This is a genomic window from Bradyrhizobium algeriense, from assembly GCF_036924595.1.
In the GTDB taxonomy this organism is placed as follows: Bacteria; Pseudomonadota; Alphaproteobacteria; order Rhizobiales; family Xanthobacteraceae; genus Bradyrhizobium; species Bradyrhizobium algeriense.
In genome coordinates this window covers 7023084-7044390 of sequence record NZ_JAZHRV010000001.1, presented here as the reverse complement: position 1 = coordinate 7044390, position 21307 = coordinate 7023084, and the positions used below count along the sequence as shown (strand labels likewise).

The 21307-nt window shown below is 63.7% G+C and carries 22 protein-coding genes and 1 pseudogene; 5 read left to right on the top strand and 18 right to left on the bottom strand.

What is annotated here, in order from left to right; genetic code table 11:
- Nucleotides 1-55: 55 nt before the first annotated feature.
- The 5 genes from lnt to miaB all read right to left on the bottom strand — a co-directional run bounded on the left by lnt (nucleotide 56) and on the right by miaB (nucleotide 5884).
- Nucleotides 56-1663 (bottom strand): apolipoprotein N-acyltransferase, encoded by a 1608-nt coding sequence (gene lnt, locus V1286_RS33865; protein WP_334487383.1) that lies wholly within the window; start codon nucleotides 1661-1663, stop codon nucleotides 56-58.
- On the bottom strand, nucleotides 1663-2781 hold the full coding sequence (locus tag V1286_RS33860) for a hemolysin family protein (RefSeq protein WP_334487381.1): 1119 nt from the start codon (nucleotides 2779-2781) through the stop codon (nucleotides 1663-1665). Before V1286_RS33860 ends, lnt begins: the two co-directional genes overlap by 1 nt.
- Before the next feature lies 1 nt (nucleotide 2782).
- On the bottom strand, nucleotides 2783-3325 hold the full coding sequence (gene ybeY / locus V1286_RS33855; RefSeq protein ID WP_334490097.1) for an rRNA maturation RNase YbeY: 543 nt from the start codon (nucleotides 3323-3325) through the stop codon (nucleotides 2783-2785).
- A gap of 62 nt (nucleotides 3326-3387) precedes the next feature.
- Nucleotides 3388-4443 carry a PhoH family protein gene (locus tag V1286_RS33850; RefSeq protein WP_334487379.1) on the bottom strand — a complete coding sequence of 352 codons (1056 nt, stop codon included), beginning with the start codon at nucleotides 4441-4443 and terminating at the stop codon, nucleotides 3388-3390.
- 4 nt (nucleotides 4444-4447) lie between these two features.
- A complete protein-coding gene (gene miaB, locus V1286_RS33845; protein ID WP_334487377.1) occupies nucleotides 4448-5884 on the bottom strand; it encodes a tRNA (N6-isopentenyl adenosine(37)-C2)-methylthiotransferase MiaB in 1437 nt (478 codons plus the stop codon).
- A gap of 196 nt (nucleotides 5885-6080) precedes the next feature.
- Here miaB and V1286_RS33840 point away from each other — a divergent pair, with 196 nt between their 5' ends.
- The gene (locus V1286_RS33840) at nucleotides 6081-6407 is read left to right on the top strand and encodes a hypothetical protein (RefSeq protein WP_334487375.1); all 327 of its coding nucleotides are present in this window, start codon (nucleotides 6081-6083) and stop codon (nucleotides 6405-6407) included.
- Here V1286_RS33840 and V1286_RS33835 read toward each other — a convergent pair.
- The 4 genes and pseudogenes from V1286_RS33835 to V1286_RS33820 form a co-directional block, all read right to left on the bottom strand.
- Nucleotides 6404-6517: pseudogene (locus tag V1286_RS33835) on the bottom strand (IS5/IS1182 family transposase); the annotation flags it as partial. The gene V1286_RS33840 and the pseudogene V1286_RS33835 sit on opposite strands and share 4 nt — an antisense overlap.
- 161 nt (nucleotides 6518-6678) lie before the next feature.
- Nucleotides 6679-7179, bottom strand: a complete 501-nt coding sequence (locus V1286_RS33830) for an RpiB/LacA/LacB family sugar-phosphate isomerase (protein WP_334487373.1) — start codon at nucleotides 7177-7179, stop codon at nucleotides 6679-6681.
- A gap of 37 nt (nucleotides 7180-7216) precedes the next feature.
- On the bottom strand, nucleotides 7217-7423 hold the full coding sequence (locus V1286_RS33825) for a hypothetical protein (RefSeq protein ID WP_334487371.1): 207 nt from the start codon (nucleotides 7421-7423) through the stop codon (nucleotides 7217-7219).
- Nucleotides 7424-7506: 83 nt separating this feature from the next.
- A complete protein-coding gene (locus tag V1286_RS33820; protein WP_334487369.1) occupies nucleotides 7507-9450 on the bottom strand; it encodes a glycosyltransferase family 39 protein in 1944 nt (647 codons plus the stop codon).
- Between the two features lie 19 nt (nucleotides 9451-9469).
- Here V1286_RS33820 and V1286_RS33815 point away from each other — a divergent pair, with 19 nt between their 5' ends.
- Nucleotides 9470-9649: a hypothetical protein gene (locus V1286_RS33815; protein WP_334487367.1), complete on the top strand. Its 180-nt coding sequence runs from the start codon at nucleotides 9470-9472 to the stop codon at nucleotides 9647-9649.
- Here V1286_RS33815 and V1286_RS33810 read toward each other — a convergent pair.
- The 8 genes from V1286_RS33810 to murJ all read right to left on the bottom strand — a co-directional run bounded on the left by V1286_RS33810 (nucleotide 9646) and on the right by murJ (nucleotide 16125).
- A complete protein-coding gene (locus V1286_RS33810) occupies nucleotides 9646-10320 on the bottom strand; it encodes an HAD family hydrolase (RefSeq protein WP_334490094.1) in 675 nt (224 codons plus the stop codon). The genes V1286_RS33815 and V1286_RS33810 overlap by 4 nt on opposite strands.
- Nucleotides 10321-10339: 19 nt before the next feature.
- Nucleotides 10340-10789: a Fur family transcriptional regulator gene (locus V1286_RS33805; RefSeq protein ID WP_108512645.1), complete on the bottom strand. Its 450-nt coding sequence runs from the start codon at nucleotides 10787-10789 to the stop codon at nucleotides 10340-10342.
- 54 nt (nucleotides 10790-10843) lie between these two features.
- Nucleotides 10844-11329 (bottom strand): ribosomal protein S18-alanine N-acetyltransferase, encoded by a 486-nt coding sequence (rimI, locus tag V1286_RS33800; RefSeq protein ID WP_334487365.1) that lies wholly within the window; start codon nucleotides 11327-11329, stop codon nucleotides 10844-10846.
- Complete coding sequence (gene tsaB, locus V1286_RS33795; protein ID WP_334487363.1) at nucleotides 11326-12027, bottom strand: tRNA (adenosine(37)-N6)-threonylcarbamoyltransferase complex dimerization subunit type 1 TsaB; 702 nt, start codon at nucleotides 12025-12027, stop codon at nucleotides 11326-11328. The genes rimI and tsaB overlap by 4 nt, the downstream gene beginning before the upstream one ends.
- Nucleotides 12028-12177: 150 nt before the next feature.
- Nucleotides 12178-12747 carry a NifU family protein gene (locus V1286_RS33790; RefSeq protein ID WP_334487361.1) on the bottom strand — a complete coding sequence of 190 codons (570 nt, stop codon included), beginning with the start codon at nucleotides 12745-12747 and terminating at the stop codon, nucleotides 12178-12180.
- 115 nt (nucleotides 12748-12862) lie between these two features.
- Complete coding sequence (locus tag V1286_RS33785; protein ID WP_334487359.1) at nucleotides 12863-13357, bottom strand: universal stress protein; 495 nt, start codon at nucleotides 13355-13357, stop codon at nucleotides 12863-12865.
- Between the two features lie 90 nt (nucleotides 13358-13447).
- Entirely contained in the window at nucleotides 13448-14500 is a 1053-nt protein-coding gene (gene trpS / locus V1286_RS33780) for a tryptophan--tRNA ligase (RefSeq protein ID WP_334487357.1), read from the bottom strand.
- 80 nt (nucleotides 14501-14580) lie between these two features.
- The gene (gene murJ, locus V1286_RS33775; RefSeq protein WP_334487355.1) at nucleotides 14581-16125 is read right to left on the bottom strand and encodes a murein biosynthesis integral membrane protein MurJ; all 1545 of its coding nucleotides are present in this window, start codon (nucleotides 16123-16125) and stop codon (nucleotides 14581-14583) included.
- A 114-nt stretch (nucleotides 16126-16239) separates the two neighbouring features.
- Between murJ and V1286_RS33770 the strand changes: the two genes are divergently transcribed.
- Entirely contained in the window at nucleotides 16240-17241 is a 1002-nt protein-coding gene (locus V1286_RS33770) for an adenosine kinase (protein ID WP_334487353.1), read from the top strand.
- A gap of 596 nt (nucleotides 17242-17837) precedes the next feature.
- Here the strand turns inward: V1286_RS33770 and V1286_RS33765 are convergent.
- On the bottom strand, nucleotides 17838-19031 hold the full coding sequence (locus V1286_RS33765; RefSeq protein ID WP_334487351.1) for a serine hydrolase domain-containing protein: 1194 nt from the start codon (nucleotides 19029-19031) through the stop codon (nucleotides 17838-17840).
- 352 nt (nucleotides 19032-19383) lie between these two features.
- Here V1286_RS33765 and V1286_RS33760 point away from each other — a divergent pair, with 352 nt between their 5' ends.
- A complete protein-coding gene (locus tag V1286_RS33760; protein WP_334487349.1) occupies nucleotides 19384-19704 on the top strand; it encodes a hypothetical protein in 321 nt (106 codons plus the stop codon).
- Nucleotides 19705-19807: 103 nt separating this feature from the next.
- Nucleotides 19808-21304, top strand: coding sequence for an NAD-dependent succinate-semialdehyde dehydrogenase (locus V1286_RS33755; protein ID WP_334487347.1), 1497 nt, complete (start codon nucleotides 19808-19810; stop codon nucleotides 21302-21304).
- Nucleotides 21305-21307: the final 3 nt, after the last annotated feature.

Below are 21307 nucleotides of genomic sequence, written 5' to 3'. Positions count from 1 at the left end.
GAACCGCACAGTCAGCTTTTTTAGTAAACCAGTGACAATTGGCGATGTGCAAATCTCAGGCAGCCTGCTTTGCCGCGCGGCGTCTGACGATGAAGATCAGGGCGGCGGCCACGATGATGGCGGCCGGGATATCTCCAAGACGAGCATAAACCGTCGGCGGCAGCGCCGACGGCAGGCTGGCATCGAGCACGCCTTCGATGCCGAGACCGAGCCGTGCCACAATTCGTCCCGAGGGATCGATCACCGCCGAGATGCCGGTGTTGGCGGCGCGCACCATCGGCAGCCCCTCTTCGATGGCGCGGAGCCGCGCCTGTTGCAGGTGCTGATAGGGGCCCGTCGAATTTCCGAACCAGCCGTCATTGGTCAGGTTGACGATCCATCCGGGGCGGTCATCACGCGCTGCAATATTCCCGGGAAAAATCGCTTCGTAACAAATCAGCGGCAGCGCGCGCGGCGCATTCGGGATCTCCATCGTGCGGCGCCGCGCGCCCGGAATGAAGCCGCCATGCACCTTTGTCAGCTGCACGAAGCCGAGTTTTTCCATCCACTCCTGAAACGGCAGATATTCGCCGAACGGCACCAGATGCAGCTTGTCGTAGACCGACAGCACGCCACCGTCATGGTCGATCACATATATCGAGTTGTAGGCGCGGCTGACGCGGGCGCCAGGCGGTCCGTCCGGGGCGCGCACCGAGCCGGTCATCAGCACCGTGCCCTTCGGCAGCAGCTCGGCGATCTGCGCCATCGCGTCCGCTTCCCGCGTCAGGAAGAACGGGAAAGCCGATTCCGGCCAGATCAGGATCTGCACGTCGCGCACGCTGGTGGATTGCGGTCCGGAAGCGCGGTCGGACAGAGCAAGGTATTTCTGCATCACCTCCGCCTTGGCGGCGTAGTTGAATTTGACGTCCTGCTGCAGGTTCGGCTGCATGATGCGCAGCCTGACCTTGGTCAATGCGGTCGGCTGCAGCGCCAGCCGCGCGGCGCCGTAGACACCCATCGCGATGAGCAGCGACAGCGCCGCCACCGGCGCGATCCAGGGCTTTCGGCCGCGCGAAGACCCGTCAATCAGCGCCGCCGGGCTCGCAAAGATCGCTACGCTGAGGAAGGTCATGCCCCACAGCCCGATCAGCGATGCCGTCTGCGCCAGCGCCAGCGGCTCCGACAGCGCGTAGCCGAAGGCATTCCAGGGAAAGCCCGACAGCACATAGCCGCGCAGCCATTCGCTGACCGTGAGCCCGATCGCGAGCGCCAGCACCCGCGAGGCATCCCGCGTCCAGATCAGCCGCGCCAGCGCGAAGCCGAGCGCGGGAAACAGGGCCAGGTAGGCCGGCAGGCCGAGCACCGCGAACGGCATCAGCCAGGCAAAGGTCGGCGCGTCGACCAGGAAGGCGTTGCCGGTCCAGTAGAGCCCGGGCACGAAATAGCCGAGCCCGAACCAGAAGCCTGATAGTGCCGCTGCCGGCACGCCGCGCCATTTTCCGGCCGCGGCCCCGTCGATCAGCCAGACCGCGACCGGAAAGGTGATGAACAGCACCGGCCAGGCATTGAACGGTGCCATCGACAGCGCCGACATCGCGCCCGCGACCAGCGCGATCGCGGCGCGCTTCCAGCCCCAGGCGAGGATGATCGAGAGTCCCGCCACGCGGAATTTGCTTGAAGGCATCACTGCGAGCCGGCTCCGTCGCTGGAGCTCGGTGGCGTGTTGTCATTGGCCTGCGGCGTGCTGCTGTCGGGCGCGCTCTCGCGGCGGCTGCGCTCGCGCGCCGTGCGCGGCGTCGGACGTTCCTTCCGAATCCCGATCCGCAGCCGCTTGACCCGCCGCGGATCGGCATCGAGCACCTCGATCTCGAAATTGCCCGGGCCCGCAATGACCTCGCCGCGCACCGGCAGACGGCCGACCTGCGCCACCAGGTAGCCGCCCAGCGTCTCGACTTCCTCGCCGGCCTCGCCGGTGACGAATTCCTCGCCGATCATTGCGCGCGCATCCTCGAGGCTGGCGCGGGCGTCGGCGATGAATGCATTGTCTCCCTGCCGGATGATCGATGGCGGCTCGTCGCTGTCGTGCTCGTCGTCGATCTCGCCGACGATCTGCTCGACGATGTCCTCGATCGACACCAGCCCGTCGGTGCCGCCATATTCGTCGACCACCAGCGCCAAATGGATGCGCGAGGCCTGCATCTGCGCCAGCAGGTCGATCGCCCGCATCGACGGCGGCACATACAGCAGCTTGCGGATGATGTTGGCTTCCGCCAGCGGCAATGCGAGGTCGACCGCGCGCAGGTCAAGGCCCGCCGGGAACGGCTTCTTGCGCTTCGGCTTGGTGGTGTCGCCGACCCGCGCCCTCGCGGTCATGAACGCCAGGAGGTCGCGGATGTGAACGATGCCTTCGGGATCGTCGAGCGTTTCGTTGTAGACCACAAGTCGCGAATGCGCCGCGCTTTCGAACAGGCTCATTAGTTCGCCGAGCGGAATATCCCGCTTCACCGCGACGATGTCGGCGCGATGCACCATCACGTCGGCGATCCGCCGCTCGTTGAGGCCGAGGATGTTGCGCAGCATGGTGCGCTCGATGGCGGAGAAGCCGACATCATCCGGGGTGGAGGCGTCGAGCACGACCTGCAGATCGGCGCGGACCGATCCTGCCCTCCAGCCGAACAGCGTGCGGATCGCGCGCATCAGCCAGCTGTCGGCGGTCGGACGCAGCACCTCGCCTTCCTGCACCACCGCCGGCAGGTTGGGCGTGTCGCGCGGATTGTCCTGTATCGGGTCGGAGTCCGGCATTTTAGTCCATCCGCTCCCGGTCCGCATACGGGTCTCGGTCCGCATACGGATCTGGAATACCGAGCTGCGCGAGAATCTCCCGTTCGAGACCTTCCATGGCTTCGGCGTCGTCGTCTTTCTCGTGATCATATCCGATCAAATGCAGGAACCCGTGGATCGCCAGATGGCTGAGGTGATGATCGAACGGCTTTTCTGCGTCGTCGGCCTCTTTCCGCGTGGTCTCGTAGGCAATGGCGATATCGCCGAGCATCCGTGGCGCGTCGGCAGGCGCGCTTGCGCTCGGCTGCAGCGCCGGAAACGACAGCACGTTGGTCGGCTTGTCGATGCCGCGCCAGTTGCTGTTGAGCGTGCGGATGCCGGCATCGTCGGTCAGCATGACGGCGAGCTCGGCCTCGCCGACATCGGCATCGACGATTTCGGCCGCCGCATGGATGGCGCGATGGATCACCGCCTCGGCGTCCGGCTCGGCCTGCCAGCAATCGGCGACGACCAGAACTTCGGTGAACGGAAGGACGGACGACACGAGCGTTCCAGCGCTTTGCATTGCAATGTTCGGGTTACGGCCCGGGCCTGCCTGCGGCAGGTCCGGCGCCGACGATTTCTGGGTCAAGATTTGTTGGTTGCCGGTTTTTGCGGCAATCCCTCATAGGCGGCGACGATCCGCGCCACCAGTTCATGGCGGATGACGTCTTCCGCGGTGAATTTCACCTGCGAAATGCCCTCGACGCCGTCGAGCAGCTTGACCGCTTCGGCAAGCCCGGAGGCCTGTCCGTTCGGCAGGTCGACCTGCGACGGATCGCCGGTGATGATCATGCGGCTGTTCTCGCCGAGCCGGGTCAGGAACATCTTCATCTGCATCGAAGTGGTGTTCTGGGCTTCGTCGAGGATGATGACGGCATTGGTCAGCGTGCGGCCGCGCATGAACGCCAGCGGCGCGATCTCGATCTCGCCGGCCTGCAGCGCGCGCTCGACAATGCGCGAATCCATCAAATCGTACAGCGCGTCGTAGATCGGCCTTAAGTAAGGATCGACCTTTTCCCGCAAGTCGCCGGGCAGGAAGCCGAGCCGCTCGCCGGCCTCGACCGCGGGCCGCGACAGGATGATGCGATCGACTTCCTTGCGTTCGAACAATTGCGCGGCATGCGCCACCGCAAGCCAGGTCTTGCCGGTGCCTGCGGGGCCGACGCCGAACACCATCTCGTGGCGCTTTAACGCACGGATGTAGGAATCCTGCGCCGCCGTGCGTGCCCGCACCGGACGCTTGCGCAGGTTGATGGTCTCGAACGACGATTTGGCGGTCTTGGCGTCGAACTCGAACAGCGAGCCCTGGGCCAGCACGGCGCGGATCGCGCCTTCGACTTCGCCCTGCGAGAGGTCATGTCCCTGCAAGGCCTGGGCATAGAGCGTCTCCAGCACGCGCCGCGCGGCGTCGCAGCCGTCGCGGGAGCCGGCGATGGTGATGTGGTTGCCGCGGGAATCGACCACGATGCCGAGCCGCCGTTCGACCAGCGCCAGGTTTTGCCCGTAGGGGCCGACCAGCGCGGAAGCGGCGCGGTTGTCGTCGAAGTCGATGACGACCTGGGTCTCGGGCGGAACTTGCATGTCGCGGTCAAATTTGCGGCTGGGAGCTAGCGAAGGCGAATCCGATGCGCTTTTTGGCAAGGGTTCAGGCTCCCTGAGTTTCTTGAGAAGGATTGGTTTCTTGAGAAGAAAGGGTCATGGATGAAAGCGTTGATGGTGCAGCGTCAGCGGGGGCGGCTGCGAGTTCGCCGAGCAGGCTGTAACGCTCGAGGCTGCCGATCGTGACCGGCAGCACCTGTCCGATGATGTCAGGCGAGGCAAAGACATGCGCGGGCTGAAGGTACGCGGTGCGGCCGACGATCTGGCCGGGATTGCGGGCCGCGCGTTCGAACAGCACATCGACGGTGTTGCCAATCATGGCCTTGTTGAAGGCCGATTGCTGGCTGTCGATCAATTCCTGAAGCCGCACCAATCGCTCGTCCATTTCAGCCGCTGACACCGTCTCCTGCATGTCCGCCGCCGGCGTGCCGGGCCGAGGCGAATATTTGAACGAATACGCCCCAGCGTATCCGATTTGCATGACAAGCGCGAGGGTCGCGGCGAATTCTCCCTCGGTTTCGCCGGGGAAGCCGACGATAAAATCCGATGAAAAAGCAATGTCTTGGCGGGCTGTGCGAAAACGGTCGATGACGCGGCGATAATCATCGGCGGTATGCTTGCGGTTCATGGCCGCCAGGATCCGGTCGGAGCCGGACTGCACCGGAAGGTGCACGAACGGCATCAGCGCGGCGAGATCGCGATGCGCCGCAATCAGCGAATCGTCGACATCGCGGGGGTGGCTGGTGGAGTAGCGCAGCCGCACGATACCTTCGATTTCGGCAAGCCGATGCAGCAGCCTGCCGAGCGGCCAGGTCCGTCCGTCGGGGCCTTCGCCGTGATAGGCGTTGACGTTCTGGCCGATCAGGGTGATCTCGCGCACGCCGTTGTCGGCGAGCCGCTTCACGTCGTCGACAATCTTCGCCACCGGGCGCGAGACTTCCGCGCCGCGCGTATAGGGCACCACGCAGAAGGTGCAGAACTTGTCGCAACCTTCCTGCACAGTGACGAAAGCGGAGATACCGCGCGCGCGGATCGCGTCCGGTTTGGGGGCCGGGAGAAAGCCGAACTTGTCCTCGACCGGGAATTCGGTCTCGAGCGCACGGCCTTCGCTCTTCGCGCGCGCCAGCAATTGCGGCAGATGATGATAGCTCTGCGGCCCGACCACGACGTCGACAACAGGCGCGCGGCGGATGATCTCCGCGCCCTCGGCCTGCGCCACGCAGCCCGCGACCGCGATGCGCATCTCGCGGCCGTTACGCGCCGCCTCATCCTTGGCGACCCGCAGCCGCCCGAGTTCGGAGTAGACCTTTTCGGAAGCCTTCTCGCGGATGTGGCAGGTGTTGAGGATCACCAGATCCGCATCCTCGGCGCTGTCAGTCTCGACAAAGCCTTCGCCCGCCAGCGTGTCCACCATGCGTTGCGCATCGTAGACGTTCATCTGGCAGCCATAGGACTTGATATGCAGCTTGCGCGGCGGCTTCATGGAACCTTGGGTGTCGGGCTTATGGGGCGCCAATCCGGCGTCAGGGGGTCAATTATAGGCTCGAGAGCCGGAAATCCAGCGTCATACCCCTTATTCCGAGGCGAAAACCTTGCGTTTGCCGGGGCGATGGCCTGTTATCCATCGCGTTTGGAACAAGAATAGTCGCGCAAATCAGCATACCGGGGGGAATTGCATCATGTCCCGTTTCGCCACAGCTCTATTTACATGCCTTACCGCCGCGGCCCTTGCGGGTGGGCCTGCGTTGACGCCCACGATCGCCATGGCTGCACCTGGGAAGGCTGCGCCTGTGGCCAAGGCTGACAGGGCCGCGCTAAAGACGGCCATTGTTGCATGCAAGGCGCGGGCGAAGGGCGAAAAAGTGAAGTGGCTCGCGCGCCGGAAGTACGTCAACAATTGCGTGACCGATAAACTTAAGGACCGTCCCCACATCGACGTTATGGACGTGCTCAAGAACCATCCGGACATGAAAGATCTTCCGATGGAGAAATACGACGCCAGTTAGAGCGCGGACTCATTGGCACGCAACCAAATGCGGATTGATGCAAGCTTGACGAACGCTAGATAGTTGGCGGCGAGTTTGTCGTATCAGGTTGCGACACGCCGACATTGCTTGCGAGCGACTCATATCTTGGTGATCATTGTCCACGATGCTGGCTCCGTGCTGGTGCATGCGAACGATGGAGGTGTCGATCATCTGCCGGCCGCGTCGTGACCGGCGGCCAGTGCATCCATGATCCGGTCCCAGACGCCAGCCTGCCGCCTTCCAAAACATATTACGAAACTTGATCTATCTGAGTAATCCTGCGTGCGTGGCGCGCTTCTCCGGGAAACGGTGCTGCGAGCCAGCGCGTGACGGCGTCTTTGGCTTGATCGAGAGTAAGAAACCGAAGGCCGAGGGAGAGCGCATTTGCGTTGTTGTGTTCGCGCGTCGACATGAGAATGTCCAGATGTTTTCCGGAAGCGTCCACTTGCTCGTTCCCAGGATCACCATAGTAGAGCGCGCAGCGAACGCCTTTAAACCTGTTCGCTACGATTGCTTCGCCTTGTCCGGAAGCCCCGGCAACGATGGCACGACTGTCTTTCCCTGCAGCGACGTCTTCCGAAAGTTTCTTGGCGGCAACGGCAATGATTCCCGGGTAGTCGTCCCGCGGATCGTTTACCAGGGCACCGCAGTCTTCGACTTCGCATTTGAGTTGATCGCGGACATATTCGACAAGCTTATTTTTGGCATCAAATCCGGCATGGTCCGACGCGAAATACACTTTGATGGCCATATCGTAGCGCCTTCAGGCTAGGAGTTTTTTCCAGTCTTTAGATAAATTTCCAAGTGGTCATGCTGCTGGAAAGCATGCCATCGAGGCCTTTAACCGAGATTCGAACCGTCCGATACCAGGTTTCTGCCGCAAGAATCATTTGTCCGCTGGCTCGGATGGCGGTGGCGAACGATCGCACGCTGCTCGCTCGCGACGAAACAGCGCTGAGCCGCTTGAGTCCGGTTGTGGAGCGCTTTTCGGACATGGCGCGACCCGACTTTAGTCCGTTATGCGCACCAAAACGGACGTCCGCCGACTGCTCTGAATTTATGAGTTCACGCCCCAGATCTATCTGGGCTGCTGGCGAGCGGCCTCTCCCGACCGGTTGCCGTTTGCATTATCCCAGAGATCGAACAGTTCGGGCGGCGGAACCTCTACCCATTCGTTGCCGAGGTTGATGCGGTAGGGGGTGCCGCTCGAAGCGGCCAGGCGCCACAATTTTGGATCGACGGGGCGGCCGTGGGCGCGCACCCATCGCGCGATCGGATCCAGCGCCGCCGCCTGCTTTGCCGGCGCCAGGGTAAATCCGCCCAGCATCACGAAGCGCAATTGCCTGTCTGCGGCCAGCCGTTCGACGTCCGAAGCCGTCAGGATCGGATCGTCGCCGAGATAGCCGCCGATCGCCATGACCGGCAGGCCGGTCGAGATAATGAGCGGCGCAGCGACGTTGGCGTTGGGAACAGCGACGAGAAAGTTCGCGGCCTCGCGATTGGCGGTCAGGTAACTGATGAGCTTCTGGCGGCCGGCGTCCAACCGCGATGTCCGCAATGCCTGGCGCTCGGTATCTGATGGCGCGAGCAAAGCGGTCATGTTCGCAACCGGCGCAGCGATGTTCGGGCGCCTCAGAACGACGCTCGCGGCGGTCAGGGTCGGCGGAACGAGCAGCGCGCCAATGGAAGCGACCGCGAGCAGTTTTGCGAATCTGCTGCCCTGCTGCGGCAATGCATAAAGGACGGCCGCGCAAATCACGGCGATCCCGATCGACGTCAGCCATGTCAGGCTGAGCCAATCGGATCCGATTCCCTCGGATGGCGCCATGCAGAGATAGATTTGCCAGGAGGCGGTGGCCACGATGATCAGCGGCAGATACATCCGCCCCGGCTTGCCCGCTTTCCATCTCGACCAGAGGCCTGCGACAGCGATGCCGGAAAACACGGCGAGCGGCGGACCGAGCACGGCGACATAGTAGGTGTGGATCAATCCGCCGGCAAAGCTGAGCACGATCCAGTACAGCACGAGCCAGCCGGTCCACACGCCGGCGCTGATGCGGCGTGACACGGGCGCGCCCGGACTTCGTGCGTCCAGCCAGGCGAGAACGAGGCCCGCGAGCGCGAGCGGCAGCAGCCAGGCGAACTGCGCCGCGGCCCGCGGCCGAAACAGGCGGAGCGGGCCTGTCGGCGAGTCGTCGGTCATCACGGGTTGCCGGACTGCCGTGGTTGCCGGCGCCGTCGCGCCGGAGGCGGCGGGCGAGGAGATGGCCGGATTGCCTGCGGGCGTGGATATCGCAAGGAAGCGGGCGGCGCCATTATGCACCAATGCAAGCTCGAGCATGGAATTGTGCCTGGTGCTGCCCGCATAGGGCCGGTCTCGGGCCGGCGTGAGATCGAAGAAGATCGCCCATGACAGCGCGACGGTAACGAGGACGATGCCTGCGATGGCTTGTCGCCCGAGGTGCCAGGTGACGGGAGCGCCGGGCCGGGCGAGGCTGAACGTCAGGGCCAGTACCGGCGCCAACACCAGCGCGGCTCCCATCTTGACGTTGAAGCCGATGCCGATCGCGGCCATCGCGGCGCAGAGCATCGCGAGCCGGCCGGTTTCGGCCGCCCGCATCCCCAACCACGCGGCGGCCAGCAGCACCAGGATGAGACAGCTCTCGGTATTGTTGGAACGGTCGACGGCGACATTGACCGGGCTCAGCGCGAGCGACAGCGCGGCGATAAGTCCTGCCGTCCGGCCCCAATATTTCCGCAGCAGCGCGTAGATGATCACTACCGCGGCCAATCCCGCCATCACCTGGGTGAGCAGAATCGAAAGCGTGCCAAAGCCGAGCAGCTTGGCGCTGGCGACCTGCAGCCAGATCGCCACCGGCGGCTTGTCGATGGAAACAAAGCCTGCGGGGTCGAACGCGTTGAAGAGAAAATTGTGCCAGCTATCCAGCATGCTGCGCACGCCCGCGGCGTAGTATTGCCTTCCAAACTCGTTCTGCGAAAGCTGCCAGGTTCGCGCAAGCATAGCCACCGCCGCAACGAGCGTGAGCGACGAGGCCGTCTTCAATATTTGGTTGTCGGGTAATCTTGGGATGCGCCGCTCCCCTCGCGCAGGTTCACCTGAAACTATCACCTGCGGGTTCCGTGCCCAGTTAACTCGCGGCAAGATTGTTGATCTGATGTCGGCGGCGACGCCGGACTTCAACCAAGCGATGCTGATCTAGCTGACCTTTCGAGCGATGCGTGCAATCAGGTCGGGCAGTTGCCGCATATCGTCGAAGATCATGTCCGCTCCGGCGGCGCACAGCTTCTCGGCGTGGCCCGGCTGACAATGGCTGCCGCCGTGGAAACCGAGCACGGTCATGCCGGCGGCGCGGCCGCCGGTGACGCCAGGAATGCTGTCCTCGATAACCAGGCACTGGGCCGGTTGCACCTTCATCTGCTCGGCCGCGAATAGAAACAGATCGGGCGCCGGTTTACCGCGGCTGACCTGCGTAGCGGAGAAAATATGCGGCGCGAGTTGGTCGTAGAGGCCGGCGCAGCTGAGGCCGTGGCGAATCTTTTCGGGCGTTCCGCTGGAAGCGACGCATTTAGGCAGGCGTATCGCGCCAATGGCGTCGCCGACATGTGCGATCGCCTGCAAATCGCCCTCGTAAAATTTCAGCGTGGCCGCCTTCACCTGTTGTTCGAAGTCATCAGGTAGTTTTCGGTTGATCTCGCGTTCGATCGTTTGGCGCGCCTCGCGGTCAGACACACCGAGAAACCGTTCGAGTACCTGTTCCGATGTGATCGGATAGCCGTGACGCGTCAATGTCTCGGCATGCGCGCGGCATGAAATGACTTCGCTGTCGACCAGCACGCCGTCGCAATCGAAAATGATGAGATCGAAATTCACGAAAAGTGGTTCACGAAAACTAGGTTTTCTCTTCGTCGAGCGGGACGCAATACAGTTCCAGCCGGTGATCGACCAGCTTGTAGCCCAGCTTGCGGGCAATCTCGGCCTGCAATTTCTCGATTTCCTCGGAGGTGAACTCGATCACCTTGCCGTCGCGCAGATTGATCAGATGGTCGTGGTGGCTGTCGGGCATCTGCTCGTAGCGCGCCCGTCCCTCGCGGAAATCGTGCCGCTCGATGATCCCGGCGTCCTCGAACAGTTTGACGGTGCGGTATACCGTCGAGATCGAGATCTTGTCGTCGACCGCGACACAGCGCCGGTAAAGTTCCTCGACGTCGGGATGGTCGACCGAATCCGCCAGCACGCGCGCGATCACGCGGCGCTGCTCGGTCATGCGCATGCCGGTGGCGGCGCAGCGTGCCTCAATGCCGGTATTCTTGTGCGCAGACGGGGATTTCAGTACGGGCATGGGTCTCAGGGCCTTCGGACGCAGGTTGCGGGGTCTTTTGCCACCCAGCACATATTACGACAAGTCACGTCGCATCAGAAGTGCATTCAATTGCTCCCCGCCGGGTTGCTGATAATAGCGTTCCCGGCGGCCAACCACCTCAAATCCGGCCCATTCATACAGGCGCCGCGCCGGCTGATTATTTTCTTCGACCTCGAGGAACACCTTGCATACGCCGCGGCCGGCGAGATGACCGAGATGCGTCAGCAACAGGTCGCGCGACAAGCCACGGCCACGTTGGGCCGCATCGATGGCAATCGACAATAACTCCGCCTCGTCAGCCGCCCAGCGCGACACCGCAAAGCCGATGGTCTTGCGTCCAAGTCTGAGCCGGTGAACGAGCGTATTGCGCTCGGTCAGCATGACCTCGAATTCGCCTTCGCCCCAGCCGCGGTGAAACGATGCGCCATGCAGTTGCGCCAGACGCGCCGCGTCGCGCGGGCTGGCCGGTTCGATCACGGCCGTGCCGCCGCTCCACCAATCGGAGAGCCATGTCATCATGATGCTGCTGGTGGCTGTGAAGCACCGGACAGCGGATCCTTTGGCGGCTTGGCATCGGGCGCGCGCAGATAATAGGGCCGCGCCGGTGAACTCTCGGGATCGACGGCGGCACCCAGCCACGCCACCCAGGCGATATCGGGCGCTGCCTGCTGGTCGGTCTTGAAAGGCGGCGCTGCATCGGCCGGCCAGCGGTCGGCCAGAATCTTCGCCGCATTGCCGACCAGATATGGCGCACCCAAGCGCGCCGCGTCGAGCGCTTCCGCGATCGGGGCTACTTTCGCGTTAATCAATGAACGGCCGTCGCCGCCCAACACCTGGAAATAGACATGATCATGCCGTGCGTCGACGGCTGATATCACCGGATGTTCGCTGTTCGCGCTGACGATGGGGGCGGCAAAAGCGGTCAGCGTCGTCACGCCGACGACCGGCTTGCCGGCGGCGAGCGCAATGCCGCGGGCGGCCGAAAGGCCGACGCGCAATCCGGTAAAGCTGCCGGGGCCGGTGGTCGCGGCGATGCGATCGAGCGCGGTAAAGGCAACGCCTGACACCTTCATCACGCGGGCGATCAGCGGCATCAGGGCTTCGGCATGACCGCGCTTCATCGCCTGCGATTCCTGCGCGATGACGCCGCCTGCGCTGGTGTCGAGCACGGCCGCGGCGCAGGCATCAAGCGCGGTATCGATGGCGAGGATCAGCATGAGGGGAGGTATAGCAGACGCGCAATCATGCCGTCATGTCTTGCGGCTGTGTAGGGTGGGCAAAGCGAAGCGTGCCCACCATCTAACTATACGGATAGATCATGGTGGGCACGGCGCGAAGCGCGCCTTTGCCCACCCTACGGCACCAACTCAAACCGGCCGGACTTCGACCACGTCGGGCACGAAATGCCTCAGCAGATTCTGGATGCCGTGCTGCAGCGTCGCCGTCGAGGATGGGCAGCCGGCGCAGGAACCTTTCATGTTGAGGTAGACGACGCCGTCCTTGAAGCCGCGGAAGGTGATGTCGCCGCCGTCATTGGCGACGGCGGGACGTACCCGCGTCTCGATCAGATCCTTGATGGTCGCGACCGTATCGGCGTCCGCCTCGTTGAAGAATTCGCCTTCCTCGTCCGCCGCCTCGTCGTTGCCGGCAGTCCCGTCAGCCAGAAGCGGCGCGCCGGACATGTAGTGCTCCATGATGGCGCCGAGGATCGCGGGCTTGAGGTGCTGCCAGTCGCCATCCGCCTTGGTCACGGTGACGAAATCGTAGCCGTAGAACACGCTGGAGATGCCGGGCACGTCGAACAGACGCTCGGCGAGCGGCGAACGGGCGGCGGCTTCGCGGTTGGCGAATTCCATCGTGCCGGTGTCGAGCACGGTACGGCCCGGAATGAATTTCAGCGTGGCGGGATTGGGCGTGGCTTCGGTCTGAATGAACATGGTTTTTCTCCGGCGTCGCCGGTTCAAGGCCGGCGCGTGGGTCTCCTGTAGCAGATGGCGACCGGCAGCGCACGATCAAGGGGCGCAATCAGAAATTCCCGAGCCGCATCAAGCCCTAAGACAGGCCGTCGATGTCGGAATCGCTGAGATCGCCGGGCACGATGACCACCGGAATCGGGAACGAGCCCGTGACCTGCGCCATCATGCTGATCAACGGGCCGGGGCCTTCCGGGCCTGGATTGGCCGCCAGCACCAGCATCGAAATATCGACGTCCTTGTCGATCACGTCGAGGATCTGGGTGGTCGGGTCGCCCTCACGAATCACCCGCTCCGGCGTGATCGCGGCAATGCCGTTGGCGCGGCCGGCGGCGCGGTCAAGCGCCTCATTAGCGGCGTCCTCCGCCTCGGCGCGCATCAGGTCGGCAACACCAAGCCATTGCTGGTTCTGATCCTCGATTTCGATGATGCGCAGCATCACCACGCCGCCGCCGACGCGAATCGCCCAGCGGCTGGCGTAGTACACCGCGCGGTCCCATTCCGCGGTGTCGTCAACGATGACAAGGCATTTTGGCTGGTGACCCGTCTCGTAGCTTCGTCGCTGGGTGGTCATGCATGTCCCGGTGCTGCGCCAAACCGACGCATGCTGCCACGGCGCAGCCGCCTTCGACAAGCGGCGTCGCTGTTTCCCTGGCGGTAAGACTCAGGGCTTGCGGATGAAACCGACGATATCCCTGGTCGCGCGCATGGTTTCGTCGGCGATGACGCGCGCCCGGTCGGCGCCGTCGACCAGGATTTTGTCGACATGGCCGGGGTCGGCGACCAGCCGTTTCATCTCGGAAGCGATCGGCGAGAGTTTTGTGACGCAAAGTTCCACCAGCGCGTTCTTGAAGCTGGAGAACTGCCCGCCGCCGAATTCCGTCAGAACGTCGGCCTTGCTGCGCTCGGAAAGCGCCGCATAGATGCCGACGAGGTTGTCGGCCTCGGGGCGACTTTCCAGGCCCTTTTCTTCCGACGGCAGCGGTTCCGGATCGGTCTTCGCCTTGCGAATCTTTTGCGCGATGGTGTCGGCGTCGTCGGTGAGGTTGATGCGCGAATTGTCCGAGGCGTCCGACTTCGACATCTTCTTGGTGCCGTCGCGTAAGGACATCACCCGCGTCGCAGGGCCCGTGATCAGCGGTTCGGGCTGCGGAAAGAACAGGCCGTCATTGTAGCCGTGGCTGCGAATCGAATCGCCGAAGTCGTTGTTGAACTTCTGCGCGATGTCGCGAGATAGCTCCAGATGCTGCTTCTGGTCCTCGCCGACCGGCACATGCGTGGCGCGATACAGCAGGATGTCTGCCGCCATCAGCACCGGATAGTCATAGAGACCCACCGACGCGTTCTCGCGGTCCTTGCCGGCCTTCTCCTTGAACTGCGTCATGCGGCTGAGCCAGCCGACGCGCGCGACGCAGTTGAATATCCATGTCAGCTCGGCATGGCCGGTGACCTGGCTCTGGTTGAACACGATGTGCTTCTTCGGGTCGATGCCGGCGGCGATGAAGGCCGCGGTGACCTCGCGGGTATTGCGGGCGAGCTCCGCCGGGCCACCCCAGACGTCGACGCCTTGCGTGATCGCGTGCATGTCGACGACGCAATAGATGCAGTCATGGGTTTCCTGCATCTTCACGAAGTTGACGATCGCGCCGAGGTAATTGCCGAGATGCAGATTGCCCGTCGGCTGGACGCCCGAAAATACTTTTTCAACAAAAGCCATAGCCAGCTTCCCCAAGGATCCTGTATCGGATGCCTGTTTCGCGCTGTCGTTTGCCACGCGAGCCCTATTCGCGCAAGCCGCTAGGCCCCGGATTGCCTGATCGCGTTAACTGCGTCGCGCCAGCCGGCGACGCCGAAAAGCCGCAGAAACAGGCCGTAGATCGCAATTCCCGCCGATATCACGGCAAGCCACAGGACGGCCTGCACGAGGCCGTGTGCGTCTGAGGCGAGCGCCGCCATCGACCGCGTCGTCAACCATAGCAGCGCGCCCATGGCGAGCGCTGATAGCAGGATGCGCGGCAGCCGCCGTTTGGCGTCGGCGTCGATCGAGAATCCAAAAGTCTCCGCGCCGCGGCGGATCAGGCTGAACGCCATGCCCCACGCGCCGAGCGCAATCGCCGCAGCGATGCCCTCAGTGCCGTACCAGCGGCTGAGCAGGAAGGCGGAAGCGATCGCCAGCACGACGCCCTTCAGCGCTGATACCAGCGGCGTCATCGTATCCTCGCGCGCAAAGAACGCCGGCGACAGCGCCTTCACCAGCACATGCGCAGGCAGCGCCAGCGTCAGCCACATCAGCGCCCGCGCGGTCGCCGCGGTATCGTCAGCAGTGAAGGCCCCGTGCTCGAACAGCAGCCGCACGATCGGCTCGCTGAGCACGATCAGCCCGAGCGTCGCCGGCAGCGCCAGGCCGACCGCGAGTTCGAGGCCGCGCGATTCCGCATGCGCGACGGCGGTATGGTCATCGCTGCGCACCGCGCGCGTCAGTTCCGGGATCAGCACCGTGCCCATGGCGACGCCGACAATGCCGAGCGGCAGTTCGACCAGGCGATTAGCGAAATAGAGCCACGACACTGCCGATGGCGACGACGAGGCGATCACGGCGCCGGCCACCATCAGCAGCTGCGGCGCACTGGATGCCATCATGCCGGGTGCGGCCTTGGCGAGAAAGCCGCGAATTTCGCTATCGAATGAAATCCGCAAGGGGGCGGCGATGTTGCCGCCACGGCGCAACACCAGCACCGATAGCTGTAACAGTCCGGCAATGCCTGTTGTCGCGGCGACGATTTGGGCGGCTTGCACCGCATCCGGCCGGATGACGAGCAGTACAATCATCACCGCGATCAGAGCGATGTTAAACAGCAGCGGCGAAAACGCCGTCAGCGCGAAGCGGCCTTGCGCGTTCAACAGTGCCATCATCACGGTCACTGGACCGGCAAAGGCGAGGTACGGCAGCATCAGGCGGGCGTTATCTGTCGCAAGCTGCAGCGTCTCGCGCCCGGCAAACCCCGGCGCCAGCGCCGTCATGATGAGCGGCATCACCAGCGCGAGCACCGCCGTGGCTGCGATCAACGCTGTTGTCACCGTGCCGAGCACACGGCCGGCGAACGCCGCCGCAGCCGTCGCCCCATCGGTCTCGCGCACCCGCAGCCATGCCGGCACCAGCGCGGCGTTCAGCCCGCCCTCGGTCAACAGCCGCCTGACGACATTGACCAACTGAAACGCCGCCAGAAACGCATCCGCGACGGCGCCCGCGCCGAGCAGCGCCGCAAGCGCCGAATCGCGCACGAATCCAAGCAGCCGTGAGGCCAGCGTTCCCGAGGAGACCGTGAGAAAGGAGCGGATCATTCATACCCTATAGCAGCCGCGTAGCCTTGCTGGCGCGGGGCCGATCTGGTAGGCCGCAACCTTCTTAGCCGCGCTCGGCTTCTTCGCGCAAACAGCCGTAAACAGGACGGATGAATGACTGACGCAAAATACGACGTTCTCGGGATCGGCAATGCGATTTTCGACGTGCTGGTGCAGACCGATGAGGGATTTCTGGCGCGCCACGGCATGACCAAGGGCGGCATGGCACTGATCGACGAAGCCCGCGCCGCCGCCATCTACAAGGACATGGGCCCGGCGACCGAGATGAGCGGCGGCTCCGGCGCCAACACCATCGTCGGCGTCGCCGGTTTCGGCGCCCGTGCAGCCTTCATCGGCAAGGTCAAGGGCGACCAGATCGGCACCCTCTACACCCACGATATCCGCGCCGCCGGCGTCGCCTTCGAGACCAGGGCGGCCGAGAGCGGCCCGGCCACAGGCTGCTCCTACATCCTGGTGACGCCGGACGGCGAGCGCACCATGAACACCTATCTCGGCGCCGCGCAGGATCTTAACCCCTCCGACATCGATGAAGCGCAGATCGCGGCTTCCAGCATCGTCTATCTCGAAGGCTATCTCTGGGATCCGGCGAACGCCAAGGAAGCCTTCGTCAAGGCGGCGACGATTGCCCACGGTGCCGGCCGCCAGGTGGCGCTGACGCTGTCGGATTCCTTCTGCGTCGATCGCTACCGTGACGAGTTCCTCGACCTGATGCGCAAGGGCACCGTCGACCTCGTGTTCGCCAACGAGGCCGAGTTGCACTCGCTGTACCAGACCTCGGATTTCGAGGGCGCGCTGAAGCAGTTGCGCGCCGATGCCAAACTCGGAATCGTCACCCGCAGCGAAAAGGGCTGCGTGGTCGCCGCGAAGGATGGCGTGACAGCCGTGCCGGCGTTCCCGATTCAAAAACTCGTCGACACCACCGGCGCCGGCGACCTGTTCGCCGCCGGTTTCCTGTTCGGCCTCGTCCGCAACGCCGGCTATGAAAACGCCGGACGACTTGGGGCGCTGGCGGCGGCCGAAGTGATCCAGCACATCGGGGCCCGGCCGCAGGTGTCGCTGAAGGAGCTGGCGGGGCAGAACGCGCTGCCGGTGTAGGGCGACGTTCTTCACCTCGCACGCTGTGGGGAGAGGTCGAAATTCGGGCGAAGCGCAAGTTTCGGGTGCGGACACAAGAGCACGAAGTACGCCGTCAAACCATTGCGCAGGGAAGGCCGGATGCTCTCCGCTGGACCTGTATGCTCGTGTGCGCACTTTCTTGTGCATATTGCACACGAGACCGCGGGTGCAGCGCGCACCCGGTCTTCCCTGCGCCCTCTTTTCTCGAGAGGGCGAACGAAGATGCAAACCTCCGGCGGTTCATGTCGCGAGATCGCGAAGGTGTGTTTGCAATCGCAGCCGTCGAACGTGCGTCAGTCACAGCCGTCATTGCGAGCCACCGGGTCGCGCGAATACGCGCCCGATGACAGGCTCCGCGAAGCAATCCATTCTTTCTTTGTGCCGCACGATGGATTGCTTCCTTTGTGCCGCACGATGGATTGCTTCGCTTCGCTCGCAATGACGAGCCAGAGACAGCGATGATTGAACCGAGAAGCCGCGGCGCACTGGATGCCCCGCATGCGCGGGGCATGACGGCTGTGGGTGGGGTGAGGGCGTGCCACACCCGGAAGCGTGGCCGCCCTCTTTCTTCTTTTTTACGCCGCGCGCTGGCCGCTGCCGGCATCGAGCCCGGCATAAACACCACTCTCGAAGCCCGCAAAAGCTTCCAGCGCCTTGGCGTCCGCGAAGGGCAACAACTGCATCAGGATCACGCCGGCGACGTTGCGCGCCGGGTCGATCCAGAAATAGCTGTTGGCGAGACCGGCCCAGGCAAGGCTGCCGGCACTGCGGCCTTCCGGCGTCTTGGCGGTGTTGATCAGGAACGACAGCCCCCACTTCTTGACGATGTCGGGATAGAGGTCGACATCGTTGGTGTAGACAGGCGCCACCGTGACCATCTTGCCCATGGTGAGATCGCCGATGTGGTTCTCGCTCATCAGCGCGACCGTCTCGGGCTTCAAGATCTGGTTGCCGTTGCCGCGGCCCTTGTTGAGGATCATCTGGGTGAACGTGATGTAGTCGGCCGCCGTGCCGTAGAGGCCGCCGCCGCCCATGTGGAATTCCGGCGCCTGTTCGAGTTCGAACGGGATCGGCGCCAGCGATCCGTCCTCGCCGCGCGCATGCATGCCGACCAGCCGCCGGCGCTGGGAGTCCGTAATCTTGAAGCCGATGTCGTTCATGCCAAGCGGCGCAAATATATTGTCACGCAGGTAAGCATCGAGCCGCTTGCCGCTGACCGCTTCGATCGCCTTGCCGACGAAATCGATGTTGGTGCCGTATTCCCAGCGCGTGCCGGGGTCGGACGTGAGCGGTGTCTTCAGCGCGGCGTTCAGGCAGGAGATGATGCCGGGCGTGCCGGTCTTCTCCATGTATTTCCCCATGTCGGCGTTCCACATGTCATAGGCGAAACCGGCGGTGTGCGTCATGAGATGGCGCAGCGTGATCGGCTTCGTGGCGGGGCGCAGCTTCGGCTCGCCGCTGGCGTCAAAACCTTCCAGCACCTGCGGGGAGGCCAGATCGGGCAGCAACTTGCCGATCGGCTCGTCGAGCGAAAGCTTGCCTTGTTCGACGAGCTGCATGCCGGCCGCGGCCGTGATCGCCTTGGTCATGGAAGCGATCCAGAACACGCTGTCGGCGGTCATCGGATCGTCCTTGGACAGGTCGCGCTTGCCGAACGCGCCTTGATAAATCACCTCATTGCCGGTCGCCGCCATAGCGACCACGCCGGGAATCTCCTTGGCCTCGCATTTCTGACGCAGAATCTGATCGATCTCCGCTTTGCTTTGCATGGGTCTCCTCCGCGTTGTTTTTTATGGAGTGGCGCGATCTTCCTTCCGGCCGTGTGATCCCGCAAGCGGCCGCCGACGGCCGCCGCCGATGTCGCGATCTCGTGATGGGCAAGGAGGGTGGGCAGCGGTGGCGCGGTATGGGCGACGCCAAACTGCAACACCTCGCTACAATCCGCGGTGAACGGTCTCCTCCGTCGGTGACCGGCTTAACCATCCACGATATCGTGATTTCGCCATGATTCCCGTCGCCGATTTTTTGCAGTAAAGCGTTCAGATTCCAGCACAAACGTTGCCCGTCGGCTGGACCAATTGACCAAAATTGTCTCATTTCTGCCTGTCGCGAAGGTGCGCAATGATTTCGACCTGGAGTGAATGGAAGCGCTATCCCCGTCCCGGACGGGGCGAAAATATCGAGGCGCCGATTACCCCCGGACTTTACGAAGTCCGCTATGCCGGCACCGGCGGGCTGCACTCCTTCGAGGCGGTCGATAACGTCGCCCAGGCGCTGGCGCAGCTTTCGGTCGGGTCCAAATCCTGGTTTGGCCGCCGTGACGCTGCGAAACTGCCCGATCTCGAATACCGCACCTGCGCGACCTCCTCGAAGGCTGACGCCAAAGCCGCCGCGCAACGCATGATCGGCCGCCGCGAAACCTATATGAGCGGCGCGGCGTGACCTCAAGATTGGTTGACGCAGGGTTGCCTCAGCGGCCGGTGCATTGCCGCTGATATGGGCCTATACTCGGACCAATCTCTCAAGAAAATCCGAGGAGTACGCCATGAACCCGCCCGTCGCCGCACGCGCTTCGAAGGCCTCCCAACCCTCGCTGCACGACCGCCTGAAGGACCCCTCGCTGCTGCGCGACCGCTGCTACATCGACGGCGCCTGGGTCGGCAGGCCGTCGCGCCCGGTCACCAATCCGGTCAATGGCGTGGAGCTCGCAAAAGTGCCGGCCATGAGCACGGCCGAAGCCACGCAAGCCGTCGAAGCCGCCGAGCGCGCGTTCCCGGCCTGGGCCAAGCTCACGGCAAAACAGCGTTCCAACATTTTGCGAAAATGGTTCGAGCTGATCGCGGCGAACCGCGAGGACTTAGCCCTGATCCTCACCTCGGAACAGGGCAAGCCGCTGGCCGAAGCGCTTGGCGAAGTCGATATCGGCGGCGCTTATGTCGAATTTTTCGCCGAGGAAGCCCGCCGCGTCTACGGCGAAACCATTCCAACCCAGCGGCCGGATGCGCGCCTGCTCGCGATCAAGCAGCCGATCGGCGTCTGCGGCGCCATCACGCCGTGGAATTTCCCGTGCTCGATGATCACCCGAAAAGTGTCGCCGGCGCTCGCGGCCGGCTGCACCGTCGTGCTCAAGCCCGCCAATGAAACGCCGCTGACCGCGCTGGCGCTGGTCGCGCTCGCCGAAAAGGCCGGCGTGCCCAAGGGCGTGTTCAACATCCTCACCGGCAATTCGTCCGCGATCGGCAAGGTGCTGTGCGAACATCCGGCCGTGCGCTTCATAGGCTTCACCGGCTCGACCGAGGTCGGAAAAATCCTCTATCAGCAGGCTTCAGTGGGCGTGAAGAAGCTCGGCCTCGAGCTCGGCGGCAACGCGCCGTTCGTGGTGTTCGACGACGCCGATATCGACGCCGCGGTCGAGGGCGCCATCATTTCGAAGTACCGCAACATGGGCCAGACCTGCGTCTGTGCCAACCGCATCTACGCCCAGGATAAGATCTACGATCAGTTCGTCGAGAAGCTTTCGAAGAAGGTCGCGGCGATGAAAATCGGCGACGGCACCGAAGCGGGCGTCACGCAGGGCCCGCTGATCAATATGGCTGCGGTCGACAAGGTCGAGAAGCATATTGCCGATGCGATCAAGGGCGGCGCGAAAATCATCACCGGCGGCAAGCGCCATGCGCTCGGCGGCAGCTTCTTCGAGCCCACGGTGCTTTCCAATGTGAAAGCGGACGCGCTGGTCGCACATGAAGAGACCTTCGGCCCCCTGGCGCCGGTGTTCCGCTTCAAGGACGAGGCCGAGGTGATTGCGATGTGCAACAACTCGCCGTTCGGACTCGCGTCGTACTTCTATGCGCGTGATCTCGGGAGAGTCTGGCGCGTCGCCGAAGCGCTGGAAGCCGGCATGGTCGGCGTCAACACCGGCCTCATCACGACGGAAGTCGCGCCCTTCGGCGGCGTGAAGGAGTCAGGGCTCGGCCGCGAAGGCTCCCATCACGGCATGGAGGAATATGTCGAGATCAAATACGTGATGATGGCGGGGGTGTAGCAG